The 16001-nt window shown below is 45.1% G+C and carries 13 protein-coding genes; 8 read left to right on the forward strand and 5 right to left on the reverse strand.

Translation table 11 applies throughout. From position 1 onward, the window contains the following. Positions 1–123: 123 nt before the first annotated feature. Positions 124–864, forward strand: coding sequence for a FadR/GntR family transcriptional regulator (locus V7R35_RS00630; RefSeq protein ID WP_334012617.1), 741 nt, complete (start codon positions 124–126; stop codon positions 862–864). 93 nt (positions 865–957) lie between these two features. On the opposite strand, the gene eno is transcribed toward V7R35_RS00630, so the two are convergent. From eno to mutS, 3 genes are all read right to left on the reverse strand, one after another. Further along, positions 958–2250 carry a phosphopyruvate hydratase gene (eno, locus tag V7R35_RS00635; RefSeq protein ID WP_334012619.1) on the reverse strand — a complete coding sequence of 431 codons (1293 nt, stop codon included), beginning with the start codon at positions 2248–2250 and terminating at the stop codon, positions 958–960. 59 nt (positions 2251–2309) lie between these two features. Further along, on the reverse strand, positions 2310–3941 hold the full coding sequence (locus V7R35_RS00640; protein WP_334012621.1) for a CTP synthase: 1632 nt from the start codon (positions 3939–3941) through the stop codon (positions 2310–2312). A 145-nt stretch (positions 3942–4086) separates the two neighbouring features. Beyond that, entirely contained in the window at positions 4087–6660 is a 2574-nt protein-coding gene (gene mutS, locus V7R35_RS00645) for a DNA mismatch repair protein MutS (RefSeq protein WP_334013247.1), read from the reverse strand. Between the two features lie 159 nt (positions 6661–6819). On the opposite strand from mutS, the gene V7R35_RS00650 reads away from it, so the two are divergent. The 4 genes from V7R35_RS00650 (at position 6820) to V7R35_RS00665 (ending at position 10785) form a co-directional block, all read left to right on the forward strand. Then, on the forward strand, positions 6820–7359 hold the full coding sequence (locus V7R35_RS00650) for a CinA family protein (protein WP_334012622.1): 540 nt from the start codon (positions 6820–6822) through the stop codon (positions 7357–7359). Between the two features lie 118 nt (positions 7360–7477). Next, a complete protein-coding gene (recA, locus tag V7R35_RS00655; protein WP_334012624.1) occupies positions 7478–8521 on the forward strand; it encodes a recombinase RecA in 1044 nt (347 codons plus the stop codon). A 277-nt stretch (positions 8522–8798) separates the two neighbouring features. Further along, complete coding sequence (locus V7R35_RS00660; RefSeq protein WP_334012625.1) at positions 8799–9605, forward strand: ABC transporter ATP-binding protein; 807 nt, start codon at positions 8799–8801, stop codon at positions 9603–9605. Beyond that, positions 9589–10785, forward strand: a complete 1197-nt coding sequence (locus tag V7R35_RS00665; RefSeq protein WP_334012626.1) for an ABC transporter permease — start codon at positions 9589–9591, stop codon at positions 10783–10785. The genes V7R35_RS00660 and V7R35_RS00665 overlap by 17 nt, the downstream gene beginning before the upstream one ends. A 115-nt stretch (positions 10786–10900) precedes the next feature. Here the strand turns inward: V7R35_RS00665 and V7R35_RS00670 are convergent, their stop codons facing one another. Together V7R35_RS00670 and fliK are read right to left on the reverse strand one after the other, a co-directional pair. Further along, positions 10901–11218, reverse strand: coding sequence for an EscU/YscU/HrcU family type III secretion system export apparatus switch protein (locus V7R35_RS00670; protein ID WP_334012628.1), 318 nt, complete (start codon positions 11216–11218; stop codon positions 10901–10903). Further along, positions 11215–13767 carry a flagellar hook-length control protein FliK gene (gene fliK, locus V7R35_RS00675; RefSeq protein ID WP_334012629.1) on the reverse strand — a complete coding sequence of 851 codons (2553 nt, stop codon included), beginning with the start codon at positions 13765–13767 and terminating at the stop codon, positions 11215–11217. Before fliK ends, V7R35_RS00670 begins: the two co-directional genes overlap by 4 nt. A 193-nt stretch (positions 13768–13960) precedes the next feature. Between fliK and ccmA the strand changes: the two genes are divergently transcribed. Genes ccmA through V7R35_RS00690 form a run of 3 tightly spaced genes read left to right on the forward strand, consistent with a single transcriptional unit; the run spans position 13961 to position 16001 of the window. Beyond that, positions 13961–14584 carry a cytochrome c biogenesis heme-transporting ATPase CcmA gene (gene ccmA / locus V7R35_RS00680; RefSeq protein WP_334012630.1) on the forward strand — a complete coding sequence of 208 codons (624 nt, stop codon included), beginning with the start codon at positions 13961–13963 and terminating at the stop codon, positions 14582–14584. Continuing rightward, positions 14584–15249 (forward strand): heme exporter protein CcmB, encoded by a 666-nt coding sequence (gene ccmB, locus V7R35_RS00685; RefSeq protein WP_334012631.1) that lies wholly within the window; start codon positions 14584–14586, stop codon positions 15247–15249. Before ccmA ends, ccmB begins: the two co-directional genes overlap by 1 nt. Beyond that, on the forward strand, positions 15249–16001 hold the full coding sequence (locus V7R35_RS00690) for a heme ABC transporter permease (protein WP_334012632.1): 753 nt from the start codon (positions 15249–15251) through the stop codon (positions 15999–16001). The genes ccmB and V7R35_RS00690 overlap by 1 nt, the downstream gene beginning before the upstream one ends.

The following is a 16001-nucleotide window of genomic DNA, read 5'->3' on the forward strand; positions in this document are numbered from 1 at the left end:
TATAATGATTAGTACTTTACTATAATCTTTCGCTGAGGTGAGCGCTCTCAGGTAGCATTTAAGCTTTTGATGAGTAGATAAACTGCGTGAAATATTCAGGGTTTTAAAGAAAAGGTTTTGAACATGAAAAGTCGTCGAATGTTCTGGCAAATTGCAGATAAAATTAAAGCATTAATTGCTTCTGGTTTGTACCCACCTGGCACGCGTTTGCCCGCTGAACGGGAGCTTGCAGAAACCTTCGACGTTAGTCGCCCAACAATACGTGAAGCTATTATCGCGCTTGAGGTGCTTCAGCACGTAGAGGTAAAGACAGGTTCAGGTGTTTACGTCCTTGATAAAGCGAGTGACCAAGAAGAAGCAACCACCGAGCAAATTAGTGCGTTCGAACTTACTCAGGCCAGGGCACTTGTAGAAGGCGAAGCCGCTGCACTAGCGGCGTTGTCAATTACAGACGAAGAGCTAAATGCATTAGAGAAAACGCTTGAAGCGATGAAAACCGGTGTTAATGCTGAAGAGGCCGACCGTGAATTCCATATTATTATTTCTAAAGCGACACGTAATAAAGCAATCTTGCTCGCGGTAAATAAGTTTTGGGCGCTACGCGATTCACAACCACAAATAATCCATGCCTATAGTAGTGTCTGTAGTCAATCTGACCAGGACAGATTGGAAGAACACAACCAAATTTTTCAGAGTTTAAAAGCAAGGAATTCTCAGGCAGCAAGAACAGCAATGCATGCACACTTTAACCGCCTGATTGATGCGCTATTCGCCGCAAGTGAGGCGGAGGCTCTTGAAGAAGTGAGAAAGAAAAGCAGTCAAACAAGGGGCCTTTATTCTTTAAGTCATTTGAGAACTAGCTAGCGCGCCTAGATCGTGAGTAGATTCAGTTAAAATAAAAAAAGCCAGTCAACGTTGACTGGCTTTTTTAGTTTTTCTAGACGTGCAAGGACTGGCTTATTGCCCCTTAATTTCGCTACGGCCTTTGTAAGTTGCAGCGTCACCTAGCGCTTCTTCAATACGAAGTAGTTGGTTGTACTTAGCAACACGGTCAGAACGGCATAGTGAACCCGTCTTGATTTGCCCCGCTGCTGTGCCTACTGCAAGGTCGGCAATAGTTGCATCTTCAGTCTCACCAGAACGGTGAGAGATAACTGCTGTAAAGCCCGCATCTTTTGCCATCTTAATTGCGTTAAGCGTTTCTGTTAGTGAACCGATTTGGTTGAACTTGATAAGGATTGAGTTACCAATGCCGTTATCGATACCGCGCTTAAGAATTTTAGTGTTAGTTACAAACAAGTCGTCACCAACAAGCTGTACTTTGTCACCAATTTTCTTAGTAAGGCTTGCCCATCCGTCCCAGTCGCTCTCGTCTAGACCATCTTCAATAGATACAATTGGGTATTGTGACGAAAGGTCTGCAAGGTAGTCACCGAACGCTTCTGAATCGAAGCTCTTATCTTCGCCAGATAGTACGTATTTGCCTTCTTTGTAGAATTCAGACGCTGCACAGTCTAGTGCAAGAGTAATGTCTTCATTCATTTTGTAGCCCGCGTTTTCAACGGCTTCTACAATTACCGCTAGTGCTTCAGCATTTGAGCTTAGGTTAGGCGCGAAACCACCTTCGTCGCCAACTGCCGTGTTAAGGCCTTTAGCAGAAAGTACTTTCTTAAGTGCGTGGAAGATCTCAGCGCCCATACGTAGTGCTTCTTTGAAGCTCTTCGCGCCAACAGGCTGTACCATGAACTCTTGAATGTCTACATTGTTGTCAGCGTGCTCACCACCGTTGATGATGTTCATCATTGGTACAGGCATTGAGTACTGACCAGAAGTACCGTTTAGGTCTGCAATGTGCTCGTAAAGCGCTACGCCTTTTTCAGCGGCGGCTGCTTTTGCAACGGCTAGAGAAACAGCAAGGATAGCGTTCGCACCCAATGTTTCTTTGTTTTCTGTACCATCAAGGTCAATCATAATGCCGTCGATGTCAGCTTGCGCTAATGCGTCTTTACCAATAAGTGCTGGCGCGATAGTGTCGTTAACTGCTGCTACTGCCTTTGTAACACCTTTACCTAGGTAACGAGACTTGTCGCCGTCGCGTAGTTCTAGTGCTTCGCGGCTACCAGTAGAGGCACCAGATGGTGCTGCAGCACGGCCCATAACGCCAGACTCTAAAAATACATCTGCTTCTACTGTTGGATTACCGCGTGAATCTAAAATCTCGCGCCCAATAATGCGACTAATTTTCGCCATGTTTCTTCCTCAACAATTGATTGGGGCGCAACGGGAGAGAGCGCCCCTTTTATTAGAAATTAGTGATTTTCTTTCTGGTACTTTCCTGCCGCAGCAACAAAACCAGTAAATAGTGGGTGTCCATCCCGAGGGGTTGAAGTGAACTCAGGGTGGAATTGGCCCGCAATGAACCAAGGATGATCAGGGATTTCTACCACTTCTACAAGTCGCTTATCAGTGGACAAACCACTTACCTTCAAGCCTGCTGCTTCAATTTGATCGCGCAAGTTGTTGTTCACTTCATAACGGTGGCGGTGACGCTCGTAAATTTCTGCGCTACCGTACATATCATGTACCTTGGTACCTTCGATAAGGTGACATAGCTGGCTACCTAGGCGCATGGTACCGCCAAGATCAGAACTTTCTGTACGCGTCTCTGTAGTACCTGCAGCGTCTAGCCATTCGGTAATAAGACCTACAACTGGGTAAGGGGTATCGGCATCAAATTCTGTGCTGTTCGCGTTTTCCATGCCAGCCACGTTACGTGCATATTCTATAAGCGCTACCTGCATACCTAAGCAAATACCAAGGTACGGCACTTTGTTTTCACGTGCATAACGGGCTGCCGCAATTTTGCCTTCAATACCACGCTCACCGAAACCGCCCGGTACTAGGATAGCGTCTAGTTTTTCTAGGATCTGCGTGCCTTTGCTCTCCACATCCTGTGAGTCTACGTAGTGAATGTTTACTGTTAAGCGGTTCTTCAAGCCCGCGTGTTTAAGCGCTTCGTTAACCGACTTATACGCGTCAGGTAGCTCAACGTATTTACCCACCATTCCAATGTTTACTTCGGCCGTTGGGTTAGACTCTGCATACAGAACTTGTTCCCATTCAGAAAGGTCTGCTTCTTTACAATCTAGACCAAAGCGGTCAACCACAAGCTGATCCATACCTTGCGCTTTAAGCGCTGCCGGAATGCGGTAAATGCTGTCTACGTCTTTCAGTGAAATAACGGCTTTGTCGGCAACATTAGTGAAAAGGGCAATTTTAGAACGTTCACTGGTCGGTAATGCACCTACCGAGCGGCATACCAAGATGTCTGGTTGGATACCAATAGAACGAAGCTCTTTTACTGAGTGCTGCGTAGGCTTAGTTTTTACTTCACCTGACGCAGGCATATAAGGTACAAGCGTTAGGTGCATGAACATAGCGCGCTCACGGCCTACTTCGGTTCCAAGTTGGCGAATTGCTTCTAAGAACGGTTGTGATTCGATATCACCTACTGTTCCGCCTACTTCTACAATAGCCACATCATGACCTTCAGCACCTTCAATTACGCGGCGCTTGATTTCATTAGTGATGTGAGGAATAACCTGAATAGTGGCACCAAGATAATCACCACGACGCTCACGCTTAAGCACTTCTTCATAAACACGGCCGGTCGTGAAGTTGTTGCGCTTCGTCATACGGGTGCGAATAAAACGCTCATAGTGACCTAAGTCAAGATCGGTCTCTGCGCCGTCATCAGTAACAAATACTTCACCATGTTGAATAGGGCTCATTGTGCCTGGATCGACGTTGATGTAAGGGTCGAGTTTTAACATGGTTACGGTGAGACCGCGAGCTTCAAGAATTGCGGCCAACGATGCTGCAGCAATACCTTTACCTAGCGATGAAACTACACCACCTGTGACGAAAATATAATTTGTCATGCGAAACCTAGAACGTTTGGGTTGTATGGTAAATATAGGCTGAGTTTAGAACAAAACCAGCTACACTTTGGACGGGGCGATAGTATACGCAAAATCATGTGGGCAGACAATCAATTTGCCCACATGATGCACAATTTGTATGCGCCTAAGACTGGCTTAAGCGTTTTAATGTATAGATAAGGTCTAGCGCTTGTCGTGGCGAGAGCTCGTCTGGAGAAAGGTTCTCTAGGGCTTCCATTACCGGATGTGGTTTATCAGGGAACAGCATTTCTGCTTGACCGGCGACAGAAATCCCCTTGGATTTAGCAGTTGTACTTTTGCTAGTTTTTTTCGCTTCATCGCTACTCATAATGTGCGATGACTCAAGGATAGCCAGCTTTTGTTGCGCTGCTTTTATTACGGGTTTAGGAACGCCAGCTAGCTGCGCAACTTGCAAGCCAAAACTCTTGCTGGCCGCGCCTTCTGACACCGTATGCATAAAGCGAATGGTATCTTCGTGTTCGATGGCATCAAGGTGCACATTTACTACGCCTGGCTGCGAATCAGGCAATTCAGTAAGTTCGAAATAGTGTGTTGCAAATAGCGTGTATGCGTTTAGCTGCTTCGCGAGATAACTGGCACACGCCCACGCCAACGATAAGCCATCGTATGTACTGGTGCCGCGACCAATCTCATCCATCAATACCAGTGAGTTTTCAGTCGCATTGTTAAGGATATTTGCCGTTTCTGTCATTTCCACCATAAAGGTTGAACGGCCAGAGGCTAAATCGTCAGATGCACCAATACGCGTGAAGATGCGATCTATCTTTCCAATATGTGCGTTTTCAGCAGGCACAAAGCTACCTATACAGGCCAGTAATGCAATAAGCGCGGTTTGACGCATGTAGGTTGATTTACCGCCCATATTTGGGCCGGTAATAATGAGCATGCGGCGCTCCGTATCAAGTGTAAGTGGGTTGGCAATGAATGGGTCTTTCATTACGTTTTCAACCACAGGGTGGCGACCGGCTTCATACGTTAACGCACACTCTTGGCTTAGTTGTGGACGATGCCAGTCAAGCGACAGCGCTCGCTCAGCGAAACAGCACAGAACATCCAGTTTTGCTAATGCTGCAGCGGTTTCAATAAGGTTGTTTAGGTGCGGCGCGAAGTTGTCGAACAACGCTTCATAAAGCTGCTTTTCAAGGGCCAGTGCTGCGCCTTGGCTACTAAGTACTTTGTCCTCGTGCTCTTTTAACTCTGGCGTAATGTAGCGCTCTGTATTTTTTAGGGTTTGCCTGCGAATGTATTCAGCAGGAGCTGCAGCGCTATTTGCACGGCTAATTTCAATAAAGAACCCGTGCACTTTGTTATAACCTACCTTAAGGGTAGAAATTCCGGTGCGCTCGCGCTCGCGCTGCTCCATAGCGTCTAAGTAATCGGTGGCACCTTGCGAGAGTTTGCGTAACTCATCAAGTTCAGCATTGTAGCCCTCAGCAATTACACCTCCATCGCGAATAACCACTGGTGGGTTATCAATAATTGCTTCGTTAAGCAACGTCTGCAATTCAGGGTAGGTACCAATAGTTTCGCTAATGCTTCTTACTTGTCCGGTATCAAAACGACCAAGGGCATCTTGCAATTCAGGTAGTGCATTAAACGCATTTTTTAAACGTGCGAAATCGCGTGGTCGAGCAGAGCGCAACGCCAAACGCGCCATAATACGCTCTATATCACCAATGTGTTTTAGTGCACCGCGAATATCTTCTGGGTCATCGTTAATGAAGGTCTCTACCGCATCCAAACGGCTATGAAGCTCATGCTGATCTGTCAGCGGTGAATGGATTATGCGCTGTAACATACGGCTACCCATGGCCGTAGTGGTGGTATCCATTACGCTAAATAAGGTGTTTTCCTGACCGCCGGATAAATTGTGGGTAAGCTCAAGGTTTCGGCGCGTGGCTGCGTCAAGCTGTACGCGACTGTCTTGCTGCTCGGTTTGAATACGGCGAATATGCGGTAACGCAGTGCGTTGGGTATCTTTTACATATTGAAGAACACAGCCTGCGGCACCTAAGCCTTTTGTTACCCATTTTATGCCAAAACCGTCGAGGGTTTTCGTCTCAAATTGCGCATTTAGCTGCTCGTTGGCAGTGTCGATATCGAATTCCCATTCAGGACGACGGCGAAGTCCCTTTCGTTTCTCAATAAGTGGTAAGCTTTCAAACCCTTCAGGATAAAGAAGTTCTGCAGGGTTTACACGCTGTATTTCTGCGAGTAGACCTTCATCACTATCGCTTTCAAAAATTACAAAGCGCCCGCTGGTTACATCTAGGGTAGCAAGGCCGTAGTGCATGCTATGGCCGCACACAGCCGCTAAAATATTATCTCGGCGCTCTTCTAGTAGCGCTTCGTCGGTAACTGTGCCTGGCGTTACAATACGCTGAACAGCTCGTTCAACGGGGCCTTTACTGGTGGCTGGGTCGCCTACTTGCTCGCATATAGCAACCGATTCGCCCATTTTTACAAGGCGAGATAAATAGCTTTCAACGGCGTGATAAGGCACACCTGCCATAGGAATAGGTTCACCGCCTGACTTACCTCTAGCGGTAAGAGAAATATCTAATAGCTCTGCTGCTTTTTTGGCATCGTCATAAAACAACTCGTAAAAGTCACCCATGCGATAAAACAATAAAATATTCGGATGCTGCGCCTTAATTGTTAGGTACTGGCGCATCATGGGAGTATGTGATTCCAAAAAAAGCCTCTGTAATTTTGTTGCTGGGTTTAATGCCTGTTGAAGGGAATAAATGATAAACTCACGGCTACTAAGATCAAGCACCGATCTTGTAAAGCGTAAACTTATAAAAGCACAACAGGTGTAATCAGGTATAACGTTATGAGCTCAACATTTTCAACCGAATCTACTGTAAACGCTAGCCCTTTACAGCTTGATAGCGCATTAACTGCGCAAGTATTAGCATTGGGCGACGTGTTAAGAGAAAAAGAGTGGACGGTTTCAAGTGCGGAGTCGTGCACCGGAGGCGGTGTTGCCTTTGCTTTTACAAGCGTTGCGGGAAGTTCAGATTGGTTTAATCAGTCGTGGGTGACTTACTCAAACGACGCAAAGCAGCAAGAGTTGGGCGTTTCTGAACAAACGCTAATTAAACATGGTGCGGTATCTGAGCAAACCGTAAAAGAAATGGCCCAAGGCGTATGCCATAGAAGCGGCGCACAAATAGCTGTAACGGTGAGCGGAATAGCAGGCCCGGGTGGCGGCAGTGAAGAAAAACCTGTTGGCACTGTTTGGTTTGGTTTCATTTGTGGCGATAACGTAGCGCAAGTAAAACAAGTATTTAGTGGCGATCGCAACCAGGTAAGAAATGCCGCAATTCACTTTGCTATTTCTCATTTATTAAAAATGTTGCGCGAAAAATAAAAACACTGGTTGAAACTGTATGCCTGTACAGTATAGAATGCATTCATCATTTGGTAGTGTTACTTGTATCAACGCTACTTAATACAGAATTTAACCGCTAATCCTAGAGGATAATGACGTGGACGATAATAAATCAAAAGCTTTAACCGCCGCAGTTGGCCAAATTGAAAAGCAATTTGGTAAAGGTGCAATCATGCGCTTGGGCGACAACCAAGCCATGGATATTGAAGCTATTTCAACGGGCTCACTTACCATCGATATAGCATTAGGTATAGGTGGTTTGCCATGTGGTCGTGTTGTAGAAATTTATGGTCCAGAGTCATCAGGTAAAACAACGCTTACCCTTCAGGTTATTGCAGAAGCTCAGCGCAAAGGTAAAACCTGTGCGTTCGTAGATGCGGAGCACGCGCTTGACCCTGTTTACGCGGAAAAGCTAGGCGTAAACATTGATGAGCTTCTAGTTTCTCAGCCTGATACGGGTGAACAAGCGCTAGAAATCTGCGACATGCTAGTGCGCTCTGGCGCGGTAGACGTGGTTATTGTTGACTCGGTAGCGGCTCTGACACCTAAAGCGGAAATTGAAGGTGACATGGGTGACTCTCACGTTGGTCTTCAGGCACGTCTAATGTCACAAGCGCTTCGTAAGCTTACCGCTAACATCAAGCGTTCGAACACGCTTTGTATCTTCATCAACCAAATTCGTATGAAGATTGGTGTTATGTTTGGTAACCCAGAAACCACTACTGGTGGTAACGCGCTGAAGTTCTACTCATCTGTACGTCTAGATATCCGTCGTATTGGTGCGGTTAAAGAAGGCGACGAGGTAGTGGGTAACGAAACGCGCGTTAAAGTTGTGAAAAACAAAGTAGCACCGCCGTTTAAACAAGCTGAATTTATGATCCGCTATGGCGAAGGTATCAGTAAAGAAGCTGAGCTTATCGACCTAGGCGTTAAGCAGAAGTTAGTTGATAAAGCCGGCGCATGGTACAGCTATAAGGGCGATAGAATTGGCCAGGGTAAAGCGAACGTAATGAAGTTCCTAAAAGAAAACCCTGAAATTGCTAACGAGATTGAAACTAAGATCCGTCAAGAGTTGCTTCTGTCTAAGACGATGCAGGCTGATGAAGGGCTTCCTCAAGAAGACGAAATGCAGCCAGAATAAAATTATCGTATCGATGACTTTTTAAGACCCACCGCAAGGTGGGTTTTTTTATGCCTTAAATTCATAGCTTAAAAGAGAAATAAGCAGCTACATATTTATTAACACTTAATTGCCGGTTGAAACTTGTGCACTAATAAAAAAAGCGAGATGCTGTAATAAAATTTAAATAAGAAAGACTATATGCTTTGTAAGTGGTTTTTGGCATTGTTTTTCTTATAAAAAATAAAACCAAAAAAACAACATTGAAACGTTACGTGATAATAAAGAGGGAAGGGAAATGATTGAAATATCAGGTCTCGCGAAGCGGTTTGAGGTAGAAAACCCTAAAAAGCTAAGCGAACAAGAAAAGAAGGACCCAAGGTTAAAAGGGCGTTATTTTCAATCGGTAAGAGATGTGTCTTTTACTTGTGACCAAGGTCAAGTATTGGGTTTGTTAGGCCCGAACGGCGCCGGAAAAACCACTACATTACGCATGTTATCAACCGCATTACGCCCAGACAGCGGTAAAGTATTAATTGGTGGTGAAGACGTACTTGCCAACCCAAATATTGCACGTAAGAAGATTGGTTTTCTATCAAGCTCTACAGGCTTATATGGAAGGCTAAGCGGTAGAGAAAACATAAGTTACTTTGGTGAGCTGCACGGTATTCCTAAAGACGTCATTAATTCGCGAATTGAAGAAATGGCAGACCTCTTAGATATGCAAAACTTCTTAGACCGACGTGCAGAAAACTTTTCGTCGGGTATGAAGCAAAAAGTCTCTATTGCCCGTGCAGTTATTCACGAGCCGGCATTGGTTGTATTGGACGAGCCTACAACGGGCTTAGATATTATGGCAACCAGCACGGTGATGGAGTTTATCCAGCGCCTTAAAGATAAAGGCACACCGGTTATCTTCTCTACCCATCATTTAGATGAAGTACAAACACTGTGCGACAAAGTTACGGTGATTAATCAAGGTGAAACGGTATTTAACGACTCACTTGCGGCGTTTAGCGCGCTCTCAGGTGGTCAAATGCATAAGAGTTTCTTAAAAACGTTATCAATGGATTCTGAGGAGACAAGCAATGTGGTTAATCTTTAAAAAGGAATTCAAAGAGCTTTTAAGAGACAGAAAAACCATCATATTTATGATTGGCTTACCGCTGCTTCTGTTTCCAGCCATCTTTGGTGTGGCTATGTTCTTTATGAGCTCAGCCGCTGACAAAGCTGAAAACAAAGTGCTTAAGTACGCTATTGTTGGTGAAGCCTATGCGCCAGCTATTGTGCAGTCATTTAGTGATGCTAGCGATAAATTCGAAGAAGTCGCAATTGGTGATGAGACCGATTATGCGAAGCTAATCAAAAACGAAACGCTAGACTTCGTACTTGTTATTCCAAAAGGCTTTAACAGCGATGTTTTAAACTCTGGACAGCATACACTTCAACTATATTTAAACGATGCTGGCTTAAATAAGGTAATGGGCCGTGTTTCAGACATTGTTGACGAGTACTCAGACACGTTCCAACAAACCGCTTTTTCTTCACTGGGTTTAAATGAGTCACAGCAAGTTGCCTTGTTAAAACCTATAGAGATTGAAAAACAAAATGTAGCAGACGACAGAGAAGTGTGGGGCGAACGTATTGGTGGTGCGCTTCCGTACTTTATTTTTATTCTGTGTTTACAAGGTGCAATGGCGCCAGCGGCCGACCTAGGTGCAGGCGAGAAAGAGCGTGGTACGCTAGAGACGTTGCTCATATCTCCAATGGATAGACACAAGCTCGTGTTAGGTAAATTCTTTACCATTGCTGTCGCGGGTATTATTACCGCGCTTATTACGGTGTCGTCCATGGCACTCTGGGGATTAGTTTTGTCACAAGGCATGGCCGTGGAATTTGTTGTGAAAATCATGTCGATGATTGGCCTTGTTGATTTCTTCCTTATCTTCCTAATGTTAGTACCCGTGGTTGCTGTTTTTGCAGCGGTGCTATTGTCGCTTTCTATTTATGCGCGTTCATTTAAAGAAGCACAAAGCTACATGGGCTCACTCATCATGGTAGTTATATTCCCTGTGCTTATTGCAATGATGCCGGGTGTTGAGCTTAAAGGCGGATGGGTGTGGGTACCGCTAACTAATGTAGCGCTTGCAATGAAAGAGCTGTTTAAAGGCACGATGGACTATTTCGCTTTGTTCGGCATTTTCTCTTCAACCGCAGTAATAGCTGCAGGCTTAATTTACTTCTGTATTCATTGGTTTAATAAAGAAAAGGTACTATTTAGATAGATACTAGCTATCGTTTCAACTTTTATTGATGATAGTCAAAGCCCGCTACAGTAGCGGGCTTTTTACATTTCATTGTAATTAGTTTCGAGGCACAAACCGCCTGATAGGATTATTCTTAAACTTCAAAGTCAATCCGCTTGATAATTCCTTCCCATCCGGGAGGGATTTTTCCCTGAAGTACATAGGAATAAGCAAGCAGTTCGGCAATGACATAGTAAAGCGATTCCGGTATGTCTTGCCCTACATCAAGTGTAGCTAATACTTCACTAAGATACGGGTCTTCATGAATGAGGATCCCTGTCTCTTCTGCCATTGCGATAATAGCTTGTGCTAAGTCACCGTATCCTTTAGCCACAACCTTGGGCGTGTTTTTTTTGTCTCCGCCTTCGTATTTAAGGCCGATGGCCCTTTTGGCTTTATTATTGTCGCTCATACACGTGTCTCAAATATTTGGTGTGGGCGGGTGTTTAACGTGTCTGGTATCTGTCCTCGCTGATAGTTGGCCTCTGTTACTTCAAGCCCAAGAGACGATAATCTTTTTGTGAGGTAGGGAAGGGTATCTGCAAGTCTTCGTAGAATGATATCGTTCGATGCATATAAGCTTAACGTAATGGTGTTTTGGTCTATCTTCGACTTGGCCAGTACTTGACCTGCATCGCCTATATCTAGCTTCATGGTAACGTTCCACAGTTTGCGCTTATCTTGTGATTGTTCTTGTTGGTTTTGACGTTCTTTTTCCCGTTGTATTAGTAGTTCTGTTGGCGCCTGGGTTTGAGACAAAGACGGTAAAATGTAATAAAACGCCTCTTGGCCCTGTATTCGCGCTTCTGCATTACTTACCTTTGTTTGCTGGTGACTGGCCAACAGCGTTTTAAGTTGCGACAAAAGCTGCTGGCGAGTATCGAGCTGATTCACATCCTGGCTTACTCTACTTGGTGTAGTTGAAACGCCCATATTACTCAGCGTTTTTGCTATTACAGAGTCAGAGCTATCAATTAATGTTTTCAGGTTTGGCTGGCGCTGAAGAGCGCGACCTGCAAGCGCAAGTTGTAAAAGCGTGACGAGCCCTTGAACAAAGCCCGATTGATTAACCGGAGTGGTTAATGTTGTTGGCGTTGTAACCAATGCCGCGGTAGAAAGTACTTGTTGAATACGTTCTGGCAGTGATTGTTGCGAGATATCCTGTATTGTCTGCGAAGCGCTTAACTTCGAAGTGGTTTGAGCGTTCTCTCCTTTTATTACATCGGCTTTTGCATCGTTGATCGCAGCGGCTTGCCCTTCTGTTTTTGTTGATGCTGGTGCGGATACAGTAGATGCCGATGTAACAGTTGTCTGTTTAGCAACGCTTGAAGCAAACTGCTGAAGAACGCTTGTTAATACATTGCTTGATAGCGTTTTGGCCTGAGCGCCAACCGAGGCAGCCAATGAAGCAAGCGATTTATCGGTTTGCTGTGAGGTGTCTGGCTGTAAGGCGTTCTTAATTGTATTTTGTGCAGCAATTGTTTCAGACCGAGATACCTGATTTTTTAAATGCTCGCTTTTAGAGGGTTCGGTTTTAGAAGGAGTAATCTCACCTTGTGATGCAGGTATGGTTTTATCTAACGCTGCTGAGCTGGGATTTTCTGCTTTTTGAGGTAAAGGCCCCGCTGGTTTTGCGTTTAAAGCGTCAACTCCAGTGAGTTGTTGTGTAAGTTTTAGCAACGCGTTTGTCGGTAACGCTGTGCTTTCGCGCCCTTGTACCGTAGAAAGTAATTGCGACAGTGCCTCTCTTGTACTGCCTGTTTGGCTTAGCAATACTCGAGATAACGTACTTATTGCTTGATGTACATCAGTGCCTTTTAACGCTCTAGGGTCTTGGCCTTTTTCATTAATGTTTGCTTTTTCTTGAGTGCCAAGACCATCGGTAAGTGAATTCGCCAATACAGCATTGTTTGCAGGTAAAACTTTGCCTTGTGGTATTGTGTTTAGCGACAAGTTGGCAGTGTCTGATTTTGAAAGCGATGGAATAGCGCTATTGAGATCCGCAGACGAAAACGTTACAAGTGCTTTTCGCTGCGCAATGTTCAGTGTAAGTTTATTGCTTAACTGATTTTTATCTGCAGTGGCCTGAGTTAACGAGACAAGCGCTGTGCTTTGCAGCACATTCTGCCCCTGACCGACGTTTTGAGGTAGAAAGCGGTTGAGCAGCGCAGCGTTTTTAATATCGACGGCGACAGTACCTTGCTGTAAAGCAGCCTGAATAAGATTGTTTTTAAGAGTATTGGCTTTAACAGAAGCGCCTTCAGCAGACTTGCCATTTAGTGGGACCTGCAACGGCAATGAACCTGTTCTTTCCGGCTGAATACTTAGTAACGTGGCTGTTCCGGTGCTATTTACCAATGAAACAGTGACACGTTGCCCTATGAAATTTCTAAGCGCTTGTTCAGATTTACTGTTTATCTCAGGTAAGTTAAGTACGTTCCCTTGTGAGGTGGTAAGCGCTAACTGACCGTCTGGGCGTTGAAAAACTGTGGCTTTTATTGAAGCTGCTGCCGTATTTTTTAAAATAGCGTGCTCTATTGCCTTAATTAAAGAATCCACATCAGAGCGTGAAATATTCACCGATGACTGCGCTTGTGATGCAGTGGAAAGCAGTGCCAATGCGCCTGAAGGAGAGTTAGTCTTAGGTAATTCGGCGTTATTTAATAAAGAAAGTCGCGCATGATGTAGTGTTTGTTGATACACATCCGTGGGTACTTGAACATTTATCGACCGAGGTACTGAACTTGCTGATGCACTATTTGTGGGCTGCGACGTAATTGACAGAATTTGTTCTGGCAGTCTCGCGATGGTCGCTCTTGCTGAGTTAGTCAACGCTGTGGCGTTTGCTAGCGCTACATTGCTAAGCGGCTGAATTTGTTTTGGATTAGTTTGGGCAGCAGTTAACTCTACCGATTTATTTGCGGTAGCGTTGGCAATTAGCGATGAAAGCGGTGTGGTCATAGTAGTAATATCGGCATTGCGTCTATTTTCCTTATCTCTTTCCTCTCTTTCGCATTAGGAGGAATAGATAAAAACCTCCTTTGTTATTGAAGTAAATCATATTTAATTGGATTTCGCGACTGCGAAGAAGCGTGCTTGTGGTAGACTATCGCGGTTATAAATCAGCTTTAATTGGATTTGAGGTATTTAGGCCGTGTTAGAGGCTTGCAGGGTAACGTGCAGTAAAAGAGACAGAGTTTTATTTGAAGGCTTATCACTAAACGTGAATGCCGGTGAATTACTGTACTTGCGCGGCCCTAACGGTGCTGGGAAAACCAGTTTACTTCGCATATTAACAGGGCTTAGTGCCCCAGATGCCGGCTGTGTAAAATTTGCGGGCCAAGATATTCAGCAGTACCCAAAAGATTACTACGCTCAGCTGCTTTATTTAGGCCACAAGAGCGGCACTAACGGAAGCCTTTCTGCTTTAGACAATCTGGGCTTTTGGCTAGCCCAACATAACGTACAGCAAAACCAAGGAACACTTTACGACACACTAGCAAAAGTAGGACTAGTGGGTTTAGAAGATGTGCCAGTGCGTTACTTATCAGCGGGCCAGCAGCGCCGCGTTGCTTTGTCGCGTTTATGGCTTAAACCAGCGCGAGTATGGATATTAGATGAACCATTTACTGCGTTAGATGTGAAAGGCGTTGCCATGCTAGAGAGCGCTATGAATGACCATGTGAGCAATGGTGGTTTGGTCATCACAACATCACATCAATTACTATCGCAAGATGCAGGTGAACATCGTGTATTTGACTTGGAGTACCGTTTCTAATGTCGTTGTATGCGGGAATTTTCAAACGCGATTTACATATCGCTTTTAAACAAAAAGCAGAGTTAGTGCAGCCGCTAATGTTTTTGCTGATGGTGGTTACGCTGTTCCCTTTGGGTGTCAGCCCAGCGCCTGAAACATTACAGCGTATTGGGCCCGGCGTTATTTGGATTGCAGCCATTTTGTCTTCGCTTCTAGCGATGGAGCGGTTGTTTCGTGACGATTTCCAAGACGGAGCACTAGAACAATACATGCTCTCGGGCATGGCGTTACCTGCTGTCAGTGCAGTTAAAGTTGCTGTGCATTGGCTGGTAAGCTTTGTGCCTTTGTTAATTTTGTCACCGCTTCTAGCAATGTTTTTGAATTTAACATACGACATGTACATCGCTCTTATGCTTACCTTGCTACTGGGTTCTCCATTATTGTCCTTGGTGGGTGCCATCGCTGTTGGGCTTACCATTGGATTACAAAAAGGCGGTGTATTGCTTGCGCTGCTACTTATCCCCGTTTTTATTCCGTTACTGATTTTTGCCACGTCAGCAGTAGATTCTGCCGCACTGCAATTACCTTATCAGTCTCAACTTGCTATTATCGCCGCCATGCTTTTGTTGGCAGCGGCATTAGCGCCTTTTGCCATAGCGTATTCTTTAAAAGTGAGTCAGAACTAATGTGGAAGTGGTTACACCCATACGCTAAAACAGAGCGGGCTTACCAGCTTTGTTTAACCTTACAGCCTTGGTTTTGGGCTGGGGCATTGTTGTGCTTGTCGATAGGCACGGTATGGGGGCTTGCGTTTGCCCCACAAGATTATCAGCAAGGCGATTCTTTTCGCATCATTTACATTCATGTTCCAAGCGCCATTTTATCTATGGGCACATACGTTGCTATGGCAATAGCTGCACTAGTGGGCATGGTGTGGCAATGGCGCACTGCCTATATGAGTATGATTGCTATGGCGCCTATTGGCGCGGTAATGACCTTTATCGCCTTATTCACTGGTGCTGCATGGGGTAAACCTATGTGGGGAGCATGGTGGGTGTGGGATGCAAGGCTAACCTCAGAACTTATTTTGTTGTTTTTGTATATGGGCGTTATTGCGCTGTATGGGGCTTTTGAAGATAAACAGCAAGCAGGCAAAGCGGCAGGCGTCATGGCACTTGTAGGCGTGGTAAACATACCCATTATTCATTACTCAGTAGAGTGGTGGAACACGCTTCATCAGGGTGCCACGATCAGTAAGTTCGACAACCCTTCCATTGCCCCTGAAATGCTGTGGCCATTGCTCATTAATCTGTTGGGTTTTGCCTTGTTTATCGGCGCAGTAACAACAGTTAGGCTTAGAAACGAAATAGTGTTGCGCGAGTTGCATCGACCTTGGGTGCAAGCATTAGCGCAGCAACATATAGAGGGGAAAAGATAG

It is taken from the genome of Alteromonas sp. S167 (genome assembly GCF_036864375.1).
Taxonomy (GTDB): Bacteria; Pseudomonadota; Gammaproteobacteria; order Enterobacterales; family Alteromonadaceae; genus Alteromonas.